The organism is Achromobacter sp. (assembly GCF_049647645.1).
Lineage (GTDB): Bacteria > Pseudomonadota > Gammaproteobacteria > Burkholderiales > Burkholderiaceae_B > Achromobacter.
Window position 1 is genome coordinate 1 of the sequence record NZ_JBARYB010000199.1, and the last position, 12,897, is coordinate 12,897.

Consider the following 12,897-nt stretch of genomic DNA (forward strand, 5'->3'; position numbering starts at 1 on the left):
CCTGGAACTCGGCCTGGGCCTCGTCGGCCAGCAAGGCCCGCCAGCGCGCCAGCGCATCGTCGAAGTCCTGGTACTGGCCCGCCGCCTGCGCGAACTCGCGCTCCAGCGCGGGCAGCGCCGCGGCCTCGCGCTGCAAGGCCCGCAGCACATCCAGCGCCATTACGTTGCCGGAGCCTTCCCAGATGGAGTTGACTGGCGTTTCGCGGTAAATCCTGGGCATGGGGCCGTCGTCCACGTAGCCGTTGCCGCCCCAGACTTCCATGCATTCGGCCACCGCGGCGATGGCGCGCTTGCAGACCCACAGCTTGGCGGCGGGCGTGCCCACGCGGACCAGGGCCCGCGCCACGGCGTCGCCGCGTTCGTCCACGGCGCGCGCCAGCCGCAGGCCCAGCGCCATGGCTGCCTCGCTTTCAAGCGCCAGGTCGACCAGCACATTGCGCATGAGCGGCTGTTCGATCAGGGGCTTGCCGAAGGCGTGCCGGTGCCGCGCATGATGGACCGACTGCACCAGCGCCTGCCGCAGCAGCGCCGTGCTGCCCAGCACGCAATCCAGCCGCGTGGTGGCCGCCATCTCCAGCAGCACCGTCAGGCCGCGGCCCGGTTCGCCCACCATGACGCCCCAGGCGTCCTCGAATTCGACCTCGGCGCTGGCATTGCTGCGGTTGCCGAGCTTGTCCTTCAGCCGGCGCACGCGCACCGCATTGCGCGGCCCGTCGGGTATCCAGCGCGGCACGAAAAAGCAGCTGAGTCCTTCGTCGGTCTGCGCCAGCACCAGGTGCGCATCGGCCTGCGGCACCGAGAAAAACCATTTGTGTCCCACCAGCAGATAGGCGCGTCCGCGGCCCGCCACACTCACCGGCGTGGCGCGCGTGGTGACGGCGCGCAGGTCCGAACCGCCCTGCTTTTCGGTCAAGCCCATGCCGATCAAGGCCGAGCGCTTGGCGGCCAACGGCGCATCGGCGCCGTCGAACTCGCGGGAATACAGGGCGTTCAGCCACTGCCCGCCGAAGTCCACCACGCCCGCTGGCTCGCGCTGCAGCAGCGGCACCGCCGCAAAAGTCATGGTGGTCGAACACAAGGTGCCCGCCTCGACCTGTCCTTGCATGATGTAGGCCGCAGCCCGCGCCACCTGCGCGCCCGGCTCCGACCGCTCCCAGGCGCGGCTGTGCAGGCCGCGCGCCATGATGCCGCCCATCAGCAGATTCCATGACGGGTGGAATTCGACGCGGTCGATGCGGTGGCCGCCGCGGTCGTAGCTGATCAGACGCGGCGGGCAGCGATTGGCCTGCGCGCCCGCTTCCAGCGTCTGCGCCCGGCCCAGCCAGGCGCCATGCGCCGCCAGGTCCGCCGCCCAGGCTTGCGCACCTTCGCGCCGCACCGCCTCGCGCAAGGCCGGATCGGTCTCGTACAGGGAGTAGTCCTCCAGGGGCGGCACCTGATTGGATACGGCGTGCGTCGTGAACGATGACATGGCGGCTCCCTGGATCGGTCCACAAATGCGCCGCCTGCCCGCGGCGCGGTCTGCCCTTCTGCCCTATCTGGCCATCGGCGCCACCAGAGCCCAGGGCCGCAGCGCCTCGACCTGCGCCGCCAGTTCCAGCAGCGCGGCCTCGCTGCCCAGCGGCCCCATGAGCTGGATGCCGATGGGCAGGCCGTCGGACGACATGCCGAAGGGGATGGAAATGGCGGGCATGCCGGTCAGGTTGGCCAAGGGCGCAAACGGCGAATAGCCGATGACGCCCTTCTTGCCCAAACGGTAGGCCAGGTAGTCGGCGTTGTCCATGGCGTAGCGGCCGATGGCGGCCGGCGGCTGCGCCAGCACCGGGCTCAGGAACAGGTCGTAGCCCTGCGCGCCGTCGCGTTCCAGGAAGCGGCCGACCCGGCGCGTGATCTCGTGGCAGGTATCGACGCAGGCCACGTACTGCGCGCCGGAAATGGCGCGCGCATATTCACGCGCGCCCAGCGTGGTCGGCTGCAGCTCATCGGCGGCCAGGCGGCGGCCGCGCGCGGCGACGAAGGCATCGATGGCATTGGCCGCCGCGCTTGCAATCAGCGGCAGCATGGGCGACAAGACCTCCTCCGAGCCCACCGGCGGCGCGGCGGGCGCCAGTTCATGGCCCAGCGAGGCGAATAGACGGACGGCCTCGTCCACGGTGGCCGCCACCTCGGGATGGATGGCCTCGCCCTCGTAGGTCGTGTTGACGAAGGCGATGCGGCGCCGCGCGGCCGACTGCGGATCCGCGGCGACCCGCGCCACCACCGCGCGGTAGGAGTCCGCAGGCTGCGCCGGCGCGGCATAAGGCGCGCCCACGTCGGCGCCGGCGCTGATGTCCAGCGATGCGGCGCAGTCGCGCACCGACAGGGTCATCATGTGTTCGGTGGCCAGGCCGCCCCAGCCTTCCCCCTTCAGCGGGCCCAGCGGCATCAGGCCGCGCGAGGGCTTCAGACCCAGCACGCCGCAGCAGGACGAGGGAATGCGGATCGATCCGCCGCCGTCGCTGCCATGGGCGATGCGCACCATGCCGCTGGCCAGCGCCGCGCCCGCGCCGCCGCTGGATCCGCCGGCGCTATGGCCCGTCTTCCAGGGATTCTGCGTGGCCGGGCCGTAGACCGGCGATTCGGTGGTGGGGCTCAGGCCCAGCTCGGCGCTGGTCGTGCGGCCGAACGGAATCAGGCCGGCGCGGCGGTAGCGCTTGACGATCTCGGCATCGACGTTCCATACCACCTGGCCATAAAGCACCGAACCCATGGCGCTGGGCAGGCCCAGCGCGGCGGTGCCCAGGTCCTTGAGCAAGGTCGGCACGCCCAGGAACGGACGGTCCCGCAACTGCGCCAGCCGCTGCTCTTGCGACAAGCCGGCGAGCTCCTCGTCCAGCGACTGCGCCAGGCGCAGGCCGATTTCCGCCTGCAGGCCGCAGGCCGCGTTGATCGAGGGATTGCGGGCCGCCACCCGGCCCACCGCCTGCTGCATCGCAGCAAGCGCAGTGGTGGCCCCTTGCGCGATATCGACGCCCAGCGCCGTCGCGTCCAAGGTGGAGGAATCATGGCGTTCAGCGGTGCTCATGCTTGCAATGCTCCAGGTGTCGACGGCGGATTGCCGCTAGCGCCAGGATATCGGCAGTCGCAGCGGGCAACAAGCGCGCGCCCCTGCGATGCCGTTGCGGCCGGATCAGTTCGGACCTGCGGCCGGCGCGCCCTGGTCTTCCTCATCGTCCCTGGCATCGCCCTCGTCCACAGCGCCCAGCAGCAACCGGGCGTCGGCTTCGGGCAGCGCCTCGACAGCCTTCAAGTTCTTGAGCATGGCGCGGGTGCGGACTTCGGTCTGGCCGATCTTGTTGCTGGCGGTGTCCAGCGTCTTCTTGACGCTGGCCAAGGATTCGCCGAACTTGCCGAATTCCGTCTTGACCGCGCGCAGCACCTGCCAGACCTCGGACGAACGCTGCTCGATCGCCAACGTGCGGAAACCCATCTGCAGGCTGTTCAGCAACGCCGCCAGATTGCTGGGGCCCGCCACATTGATGCGCAGGTCATGCAGCTTGTCCAGCAGGCCCGGACGGCGCAACACCTCCGCATACAGGCTTTCGGTGGGCAGGAACATGATGGCGAAGTCGGTGGTGTGCGGCGGCGCCACGTACTTGCCGGCGATCAGGCGCGCCTGCAGCTCCACGGCCCGGCCCAGCGCGGCCCCGGCGCTCTTCACGCCTTCGGTGTCGGCGGCTTCCTGCGCGTCCATGAGGCGCTCGTACTCTTCCTTGGGGAACTTGGCGTCGATGGGCAGCCAGACCGGTACGCCGCCGTCGCCGCGCCCGGGCAGGCGGATGGCGAACTCCACCACCGCATCGCTGCCCGGCACGGGCTTGATGTTGCTGGCGTACTGGTCAGGCGTCATGTTGTCCTCGATCAGCCGGGCCAGTTGCACTTCGCCCCAGGTGCCGCGCGACTTCACATTGGTCAGCACCCGCTTCAGGTCGCCAACGCCGGCCGCCAGCGCCTGCATTTCGCCCAGGCCCTTGTGCACGGCCTCCAGACGGTCCGACACCAGCTTGAAGGACTCGCCCAGGCGCTGCTCCAGCGTGGCATGGAGCTTTTCGTCCACGGTGCGGCGCATTTCATCGAGCTTGGCGCTGTTGTCGGTTTGCAACGATTGCAGACGCTGGTCCACGGTGGCTCGCACCTCCATCAGGCGGCGCTCATTGATTTGGATGAGGCCCTGCAACTGCTCGGAGAATCCGGCGGCGAAGCGCGCCAGGGACTCCGCCGACTCCACGCGCGCGGCCTGGGCGTCGCGCGATAGTCCGGCGCGCAGGTCGCCATGCGACTGCGACAGCTCGACCCGCAGGGCACGCGTGGAGTCCGCGAATTCGCTGCGCAGACCGCGCTGGCCTTCCGCGATGTCGGAGCGCAGCGCGCGCTCGGTCCGTTCCAGGCTTTCGAGCAACGCGTCCAGACGGGCGTCCGGCGCGGGTGGGCGCAGCCAGGCCAGCAAGGCTGCCAAAAAGGCCAGGACTGCGCCGCCCGCAGCGATCCAAAGCAGATGAATATCGTTCAAAAGATGTGTCTCCAAAGCCGGGATTGTAGGACCCGAACCACGACCTCCGGGGTAAATCCGACCTAGATCTGGTACCGCCGAAGGGATTGCCGAAGGCTGGGGATTAAACTCTGGGACATCCAAACAGGTTTGTTTCCCCCCTTGAATCCCGCAGATCCGTCCCCCTGTAAGCCCGCGGCTTCATTCCAGTCCGTATTCGGCCCGCTGGACCTGAACGCCGTCGCGCCACTCGCTTCCGGCCACGACAGGCACATCTTCCAGCACCCCAGCATGCCCTCCTTGCTCGTCAAGGTCATGGACATGCGCGCCCGCGCGGTGTACCTGGAAGCCCGCCCGTTCAAGCGCTGGTATAAGCAATACCAACGCGAAAGCGCCTACCGCGTCTACCTGACCGAAATCTCGGAATACGTCACCACCACCACCCGCCCCTCCGGCGTATGGCAGGTGCCCATGGCGCGCATTCTGGGGGTCGCCCAAACCACCCTGGGCCTGGGCCTGGTGGTCGAAAAAATCTGCGACGCCAACGGCAACATCGCCCCCACGATCACGGACCTGGCCAAACAAGGCAAGTTGGACGCAGCCCTCAGCGCGCAGCTCGACGAGTTCTTCGAAGACCTGGCCGATGCCCACGTGGTCCTGCACGACATCTCTGCCAGCAACATCGCCTGCGGCCTGAACGCCGACGGCAAGCAGGGCCTGTACCTGATCGATGGCTTCGGCGGGCTGCCGCTCATACCGGTCTATGCCTGGAGCAAACGCCTGAACAGCCGGCGCATCCGCCGCAAGTACGCGCGCATGCGCGCAGCCCTGGCCGAGCGCATCGCCACTGGCGCATTCTGAGGCGCCCGCCGCAGGCACAGCCACGGCGCCGTCCAGGCGGCTACGGCTGCGGCGCCTCCGGCAGCACCACGCCCTGGCGATCCACCCACACATAGTCGTGTCCGGCGCGCTGTCCGCGGCGCAAGGGGTTGCGCGTGCAGTAAGCCGCGTAGGCCGGGTCGACAAAACGGTAGTGCAGGTGTTCGTCGCGTCCCAGGGGAATGCCGAGCCGCGTGGTGCAGACCAGGGCCTCGGGCGATTCCCCCACATCCTCCACATACAAGGCTTGCGGGTCGAAACGGCGCGCGTCCCAGTCGGGCACCTTCAGGCCCAGCGCCCGGCACAGCAGGGTCTGGCCGGCGCACAGGCCGGAGACGGGGCGCGGACGCCCTTGCGCATCGGGGTTCAAGTGCTGCATGCGGGCCAGCGCCTGCGGTCCGGACAGCGCATCCGTCCAGGGATAGGCGGATTTGATCAGCACGGCATTGCCCGGCCCGCCGGCGCTGAAGTTCAGCGAGTCTCCACCACGGGCGTAATACATATAGACCGTGCCGCCGTCCATGAACAGGGCGCGCCGCTTGTGGGTGTAGCCCAGCGACGCATGGCTGCCCTTCTCATCCAGGAAGTAGGCTTCGGTCTCGATGATGCGGGCAGACAGCCACAAATCGCCCACGCGATGGCGGATGACCTTGCCCGGCAGCTCGCGCGCCAGTTGCAAGGCGTCGCGGTCGAAAAAGGCGTCGGGCAAGGCGCGGCCGGCCGCGCCTGGCGCCAGGCTGGCCAGGGCCCGCGCCTCAGGCGAACCGTTCGCCGTAGCGTTTTTCGCTAAAGCCAACGCTCACCTCGCCATCGGGCGTCACCGTGACCGGGCGGCGCACCAGCGCCGGATACTCGGCGATCAATTGGCTCCACTGGGCATCGGTGTGCGCCGTCTTGCGCTCCTCGGGCAGGTTGCGCCAGGTCATGGACGTGCGGTTGACCAGCTTTTCCCAGCCGCCGACCTGGTCCGACCAGGACTTCAGCGTGGCGGCGGGCACAGGATTGTCGCGGTAATCCACGAACGCGTGGGCGACGCCGTGCGCAGTCAGCCAGTCGCGCGCCTTGATGCAGGTGCTGCACTTCGTCAGGCCATACAGGGTGGTTTGCTTCATTTGGGCTCGGACTCCTTGCGCCATTGCATGCGGTTGGCCAGGATCACGCAGGTGCCGACCGCCAGGATGAATAACGTCGCCAGCGCGTTGATCTCGGGCTTCAAGCCCAGGCGCACCCGCGAGAAAACTTCCATGGGCAGCGTGCTGGAGCTGGGGCCGGACAGGAACGAGGCCAGCACCACGTCGTCCAGGGACAGGGTGAAGGACAGCAGCCAGGCCGAGGCCAGCGCCGGCGCGATCAGCGGCAGCGTGATCTTGAAAAACACGGTCATGGGCGTGGCGCCCAGGTCCAGCGCGGCCTCTTCCAGCGAACGGTCCAGGTCGCGGATGCGCGTCTGGATGACGACCGCGACGAAGGCCATGCACAGGGTGACATGGCCGACCCAGATCGTGAAGATGCCGTTCTCCGCGGGCCAACCCAGGCTGCCGCGCAGCTCCACGAACATCAGCAGCAAGGAAATGCCCAGCACCACTTCGGGAATGACCAGGGGCGCGCTAAGCATGCCCACGTACAGCGCGAAGCCGCGAAAGCGCCCCATGCGCCCCAGCACATAGCCGGCCCAGGTGCCGATGATGACCGCGGCGGTGGCGGTCATGGCGGCGATGCGGAACGACAGCCAGGCCGCACGCAGCAGCGCATCATCGTTGAACAGCGAGTGATACCAGCGGAACGAGAAGCCGGTCCAGGACGTGACGGTGGGCGATTCATTGAACGAGAACACCATCAGGCTGATGATGGGCACGTACAAGAAGAAGTAGCCCAACCCCAGCACCACGGCGCGCAAAGTCTTGTTGGGCCCGTTCATTTGCGGCCTCCGCCTACCTGTTCCTGCTGCTTGACCTGGTTGTACTGGAAGAACACCAGCGGCACCAGCAACAGCAGCACCATCACGCAGGTCACCGCCGACGCCATGGGCCAGTCGGCGTTGTTGAAGAATTCATTCCACATGACACGACCCATCATGAGCGTGTTGGCCCCGCCCAGCATTTCCGGGATCACGTATTCGCCCACCGCCGGGATGAACACCAGCATGGCGCCCGCGATCACGCCCTGGCGCGACAGCGGCACGGTGATCTGCCAGAACGCCTGCCAGGGCTTGGCGCCGAGGTCGTAGGCGGCTTCGAGCAGGCGCAGGTCCATCTTCACCAGCGTGGCGTACAGCGGCAAGATGAAGAACGGCAGATAGGCGTAGACCATGCCGATGTATACCGCGACGTCGGTGCGGTAGATTTCCAGCGGACTGGAAATGATGCCCAGGCTCTGCAGCAGGTTGTTGAGCAGGCCGTCGTTGCGCAGGATGCCCACCCAGGCGTACACGCGCAACAGCAGCGAAGTCCAGAACGGCAGGATCACGCCCAGCAACAGCAGGTTGCGCACCGCTGGCGAGGAGCGCGCGATGTAGTAGGCGATGGGGTAGCCGATCAGCACGCAGCACAGCGTCGTGATCGCGGCGATCTTCACCGAGTTCAAGTAGGTGGCGAAATACAGGCTGTCCGTGAACAGCAGGATGTAGCCGCGCAGGTGCAGGCTGAACTGCACCGCCTCGTCCTTGAATTCCGCCAGCGAGGTGTACGGCGGAATGCCGAACTTCAACTCGGCGAAGCTGATCTTGAAGACCAGCAGGAACGGCACCAGCAGGAACAGCACCAGCCAGGCGAACGGCGGCACCACCGCCAGCGCCCGGCCCGACGGCAACCAGTCGCGGGGCGAGAACCGGATCATGACGCCAGCACCGTCGCGCTGTCGGCGTCCCAGCTGACGAAGATCTCTTCGTCGATGCCGGGCGCGTCCATCTGGGCCAGCAGCAGGCTGGGCACGCTGGCCTCGACCGTCTTGCCGGAATCCAGGCGGATCTGATAGAGCGCGTAGCTGCCCATCCAGGCCATGTGGCTGACCATGCCGTGGGCCCAGTTGTATTCGCCTTCGGGCTGTTCGCGCGACACCACCAGCCGCTCGGGGCGGATGGAGACGTGCACTTCCATCCCCAGCGGCTCGCTCACGCCGTGGTTGACGAAGAGCGGACGGGTCAGCTCGCCGCACTCGATGGCAACGTGATCGGGTTCATCGACCACGATGGTGCCGGTGAACATATTGGTCGAGCCGATGAAGCTGGCAACGAAGCGCGAATTCGGGAAGGCGTAGACGTCCTGCGGGGTGCCGCATTGGACGATCTGGCCTTCGGTCATGACGGCCAGGCGGTGCGCCATGGTCATGGCTTCTTCCTGGTCGTGCGTGACCATGATGCAGGTCACGCCGACCTGCTCCAGGATCTTCACGAGTTCGATCTGGGTCTTCTGGCGGATCTGCTTGTCCAGCGCCGACATGGGCTCGTCCAGCAGCAGCAGCTTGGGCCGCTTGACCAGGCTGCGCGCCAGCGCCACGCGCTGCTGCTGGCCGCCCGACAACTGGTTGGGCTTGCGGCGCGAATAGCCGGCCATCTGGACCAGGTCCAGGGCTTCGAACACGCGGTCATGGATTTCGGCCCGGTCGACGCCTTCCTGCTTCAGGCCGAAGGCCACGTTGGCCTCGACCGTCATGTGCGGGAACAACGCGTAGGACTGGAACATCATGTTCACGGGCCGGCGGTACGGCGGCACGTGCGTGATGTCCTCGCCGTCCAGGAAAATCTGGCCCGAAGTGGACTCCTCGAAGCCTGCCAGCATGCGCAGCAAGGTGGACTTGCCGCTGCCCGAACTGCCGAGCAGGGCGAAGATCTCGTTGCGCTTGACCGAGAGGTTGACGGAACGGACGGCGACCACATCGCCGAAGATCTTTACGACATCGGCGATCCGGACGAACTCGTCCGGATCGGCCGAATGCTGCGCCGAGTAACGGCTATCGCTCATGATGACTTATCTTCCAGACTTCAGCTCGGACCACATCCGGTTTTGCAGGCGTTGGATATTCAAGGGCAGCGCCTTGATCACGTACAAGGTCTTGGAGACCTCCGCCGGCGGGTAGATCATGGGATTGTCGGCCACGTCCTTGACCACGTACTGGCGCGCCTCTTTGTTGGCGTTGGGGTAGAACATGGTGTTGGTGATGGCCGCGTGCACCTTCGGCGTCTCGATGTAGTTGATGAAGGCCAGCGCCTCTTCGGGATGCGGGGCATCCTTGGGGATGACCATCAGGTCGAACCACGCGGGCGCGCCGCCCTTGGGAATGAAGTAGTTCACTTCATAGGACTTCTTGGCGTCCTGGGCGCGCTTGCGCGCGATCATCACGTCGCCGGAGAAGCCGTAGACCATGCACAGGTCGCCCACGGCCAGCTCGTCGATGTAGCCCGACGAACTGAACTGGCGGATGTACGGGCGGATCTTCATCAGCACTTCCAGCGCGGCCTTGTAGTCGTCCGCGTTGGTGCTATTGGGATCCTTGCCCAGATACTTCAGCACGGCCGGGAACACCTGAGCGGCTTCGTCCAGCATCGAGATGCCGCACTCTTTCAGCTTGGCGGCGTTCTCGGGCTTGAAGATCATGTCCCAGTTGGCCAGGTCCACCCCATCGCCCATGATCTGCTTGACCTTGGTGACGTTGTAGCCCAGGCCGTTGGTGCCGTAGCCCCAGGGTATGGCGTACTCGTTGCCGGGATCGACGGTGGCGACCAGCGCCATCACTTCGGGATCCAGGTACTTCCAGTTCGGAATCTTGGATTTGTCCAGCTTCTGGAACAGGCCGGCTTCGATCTGGCGCGAGGCGTAATGCGTGGACGGGACAACGACGTCATAGCCCGATTTGCCAGCCAACAGCTTGGCCTGCAGGGTGTCGTTGCTGTCGTAGACGTCATAGCGGACCTTGATGCCGGTTTCCTTTTCAAAACCGGGAATTGTGTCCGGAGCCGTGTACTCGGCCCAGTTGTAGACGTTGACGACCTTGTTCTGCGCCATCGCCGACGACGAGGCCGCCGCGACCAGCATCGCCCCTAGCGCCCAGCGCATACCCGCCCGTAGTTTCATCACCAGCCCCCTTGCGTTATGCCGTATGTGACAGGAGTACCAAAAGGCGAAATGATAAAGCTTTTTAGCGATGACCTGCCCAACTTTGCCGGCTAATTGGCGCGTTTCGGGCCTGATGGCGGCAATTGGCCGCCCGCGCCCCGATCAGGGCTGGATTCCCACGCCCCAGGCCGTCCAGTAGCTGTCGCGCAGACGCAGCCAGAAGCGCTCGCCGTCTTCCCCGGCCACCTTGCGCAGCGAGCGGCGCAGGCGTTCCAGGTTGGCCTGGCGCTGCCGATCCGACAAGGACCCTTGCGTGCCGCGGTCGAAGTCGATCAGCCAGACGCGGCCGTCGCTGCCCACCAGGATGTTGAAGGCGTTGAGATCGGCATGCCAGACGCCGGCCCGGTGCATGCGCACGATGGCCTCGGCCGCGGCCTGCCAGACCGGTTCGGCCAGCATCTGGGCCAGGGGCCGCACGCCCGGTATGCGCTCGACCACGATGGCGGCGCGGTAGATCGGGCCTTGCCGCCAATAGGCGGCAGCCAGGGGCGCCGGCACTGCCAGGCCCTGGGCGCGCATGGCGGCCAGCAGGCGATACTCGCGGAAGCTGCGGGTGCGGGCCTCGCCGTTCCAGAGATAGGCGTCGCGGCTGATGCGCGCGATCATCCCGCCGCGGCGGTAGCGGCGCAGCACGCCTTGCCAGCCCGCGCCCTGCACGAACCAGGCCGCCTGGCGCCCGCCGGCATCCACCGGCCGCGCCCGGTCGCCATAGTGCGCGGGGTTGAACAGGTCTGGGCCAGCCTCCGCCAACCGCAAGGGATCGCTCAGCATGGCCCCGCCCAGCGGGCCGGACCAGGCCTGGCGCCGTTCGCCGGATCGGAAATCGCCTTCAGCCTTCACGGTTGCGCATCCAGTCGGCCACGCCGTAGAAGGACTGCAGCAGGCGATCCACCAGGGCCGGTTCTATGCCCTGGTCCTCCATGGCCCGGCCGATGCAGGTGACCCACTGGTCGCGCTCGACCTCGCCGATCGAGAACGGCAGGTGCCTGGCACGCAGCCGTGGATGGCCGAAGCGTTCTATATAGTGGTCCGGACCGCCGAAGTAGCCGCAAAGAAACCAGAACAGCTTGTCGCGCGCCTGGTCCAGGCTGGGGCCATGGGCGGCCCGCAGCTCTTTCAGGTCGGGCTCCATGTCCATCAGGTCATAGAAGCGGTCCACCAGGGCGCGCACGCCCGGCTCGCCGCCGAGCAGGTCAAAAATGCTGCTGGAATTTTCCACGGGTTCGGTAATTGTATGGACGCGCGTCGGCATCAGGTTTCTCGTAGGGTGACCAGCGGCGGCGTGCGCAACACGCCGCGAAGGGCCAGGGCGCCGCCGGCCCAGGCACCCAGCATGCCCGCCGCGATGCCCGCCAGCCACGGCCAGAGGCTGAGAGTAATAGTGAAATCAAAGACCTGCGTTGACAAAGCCCAAGCGATCGCCGTGGCGCCGGCTGCGGCCAGCAGGCCGGCCAGGCCGCCCACCGCCCACAGCTCGATGCGCTGGGAGCGCGCCAACTGGCTGCGGGTAGCACCCAGCGCGCGCAGCACGGCGGCTTCGCGCATGCGCTCGTCGCGCGTGGCGGTCAGCGCCGCGGACAGCACCAGCACACCGGCCGCCAGGGTGAACAGGAACAGCAATTGCACGGCCTTGCCCACCTCGTTCAGCACGGACTGCAACTGCTGCAGGATGGCGCCCACGTCAAAAACGGTCAGGTTCGGGAACTCGCGCACCAGCGCGGGCAGGACCGAGGCCTTTTCGGGCGGCAGGTAGAAGGAAGTGATCCAGCTTTGGGGCATGTCGGCCAGCGAGGCGGGAGTCAGGATGGCGAAAAAATTGACGCGCATCGTATCCCAATCGACCCGGCGGGTGCTGGAAACGGCCACTTCGACCTGCTGGCCCGCCACGTCGAAGGTCATCTTGTCGCCCAGCGCCAGGCCCAGTGTCTTGGCCAGGCCGGATTCCAATGACACCTCGGCCGAGCCAGGCGCCAGCCAGCGGCCCTGCTCGATGCGGTTGGACGAAGGCAATTCATCGCCATAGGACAGGTTGAACTCGCGGTCCACCAGCCGCTTGGCGCGGGGCTCTTCATAGTCATCCGGCCCCACGGGCTTGCCGTTGATGGCGATGAGGCGGCCGCGCACCATCGGCGCCAGCGCGATGCGGCCCAGGCCTTCGCGCGTGAGCGCGTCCGTCACGGCCTGGCGCTGGTCCGGCTGGACGTTGATGAGGAAGCGATTGGGCGCATCTGGCGGCAAGGTCCGCTGCCAGCCCTGGATCAGGTCGGTGCGCGTCATGGTCAGCAGCAGTAGCGCCATCAGGCCCACCGCCAGCGCGCAAACCTGGGTGATGGTGGCGGCGCGCCGGCGCACCACGCCGGCCAGCGCGAAGCGCAGCGC

Annotated in this window: 13 protein-coding genes; 1 reads left to right on the forward strand and 12 read right to left on the reverse strand. The window is 67.0% G+C overall.

Translation table 11 applies throughout. From position 1 onward, the window contains the following. The 3 genes from WBB14_RS22350 to rmuC all read right to left on the reverse strand — a co-directional run. A partial coding sequence (locus tag WBB14_RS22350; protein ID WP_424241776.1) for an isovaleryl-CoA dehydrogenase occupies nucleotides 1-1,471 on the reverse strand: 1,471 nt, incomplete at its 3' end. Between the two features lie 63 nt (nucleotides 1,472-1,534). Next, complete coding sequence (locus tag WBB14_RS22355) at nucleotides 1,535-3,064, reverse strand: amidase (RefSeq protein ID WP_424241777.1); 1,530 nt, start codon at nucleotides 3,062-3,064, stop codon at nucleotides 1,535-1,537. A 105-nt stretch (nucleotides 3,065-3,169) separates the two neighbouring features. Further along, complete coding sequence (gene rmuC, locus WBB14_RS22360) at nucleotides 3,170-4,549, reverse strand: DNA recombination protein RmuC (protein ID WP_424241778.1); 1,380 nt, start codon at nucleotides 4,547-4,549, stop codon at nucleotides 3,170-3,172. Between the two features lie 141 nt (nucleotides 4,550-4,690). Between rmuC and WBB14_RS22365 the strand changes: the two genes are divergently transcribed. After that, a complete protein-coding gene (locus WBB14_RS22365) occupies nucleotides 4,691-5,389 on the forward strand; it encodes a PhoP regulatory network YrbL family protein (protein ID WP_424241779.1) in 699 nt (232 codons plus the stop codon). A 40-nt stretch (nucleotides 5,390-5,429) separates the two neighbouring features. Here WBB14_RS22365 and WBB14_RS22370 read toward each other — a convergent pair whose 3' ends face one another. The 9 genes from WBB14_RS22370 to WBB14_RS22410 all read right to left on the reverse strand — a co-directional run. Next, complete coding sequence (locus WBB14_RS22370) at nucleotides 5,430-6,152, reverse strand: DNA-3-methyladenine glycosylase (protein ID WP_424241787.1); 723 nt, start codon at nucleotides 6,150-6,152, stop codon at nucleotides 5,430-5,432. A 10-nt stretch (nucleotides 6,153-6,162) separates the two neighbouring features. Beyond that, nucleotides 6,163-6,519, reverse strand: coding sequence for an arsenate reductase (locus WBB14_RS22375; RefSeq protein WP_424241780.1), 357 nt, complete (start codon nucleotides 6,517-6,519; stop codon nucleotides 6,163-6,165). Then, the gene (locus tag WBB14_RS22380; protein WP_042792726.1) at nucleotides 6,516-7,325 is read right to left on the reverse strand and encodes an ABC transporter permease subunit; all 810 of its coding nucleotides are present in this window, start codon (nucleotides 7,323-7,325) and stop codon (nucleotides 6,516-6,518) included. Before WBB14_RS22380 ends, WBB14_RS22375 begins: the two co-directional genes overlap by 4 nt. Then, the gene (locus WBB14_RS22385; protein WP_424241781.1) at nucleotides 7,322-8,242 is read right to left on the reverse strand and encodes an ABC transporter permease subunit; all 921 of its coding nucleotides are present in this window, start codon (nucleotides 8,240-8,242) and stop codon (nucleotides 7,322-7,324) included. Before WBB14_RS22385 ends, WBB14_RS22380 begins: the two co-directional genes overlap by 4 nt. Continuing rightward, nucleotides 8,239-9,366: an ABC transporter ATP-binding protein gene (locus WBB14_RS22390; RefSeq protein WP_424241782.1), complete on the reverse strand. Its 1,128-nt coding sequence runs from the start codon at nucleotides 9,364-9,366 to the stop codon at nucleotides 8,239-8,241. Before WBB14_RS22390 ends, WBB14_RS22385 begins: the two co-directional genes overlap by 4 nt. A 6-nt stretch (nucleotides 9,367-9,372) precedes the next feature. Then, the gene (locus WBB14_RS22395) at nucleotides 9,373-10,476 is read right to left on the reverse strand and encodes a polyamine ABC transporter substrate-binding protein (RefSeq protein WP_424241783.1); all 1,104 of its coding nucleotides are present in this window, start codon (nucleotides 10,474-10,476) and stop codon (nucleotides 9,373-9,375) included. Nucleotides 10,477-10,620: 144 nt separating this feature from the next. Beyond that, on the reverse strand, nucleotides 10,621-11,358 hold the full coding sequence (locus WBB14_RS22400; RefSeq protein WP_424241784.1) for a 3-deoxy-D-manno-octulosonic acid kinase: 738 nt from the start codon (nucleotides 11,356-11,358) through the stop codon (nucleotides 10,621-10,623). Next, complete coding sequence (locus WBB14_RS22405) at nucleotides 11,348-11,770, reverse strand: group II truncated hemoglobin (RefSeq protein WP_424241785.1); 423 nt, start codon at nucleotides 11,768-11,770, stop codon at nucleotides 11,348-11,350. Before WBB14_RS22405 ends, WBB14_RS22400 begins: the two co-directional genes overlap by 11 nt. Further along, the coding region (locus WBB14_RS22410; protein ID WP_424241786.1) for an ABC transporter permease at nucleotides 11,770-12,897 on the reverse strand (1,128 nt) is incomplete at its 5' end. The genes WBB14_RS22410 and WBB14_RS22405, both read right to left, overlap by 1 nt.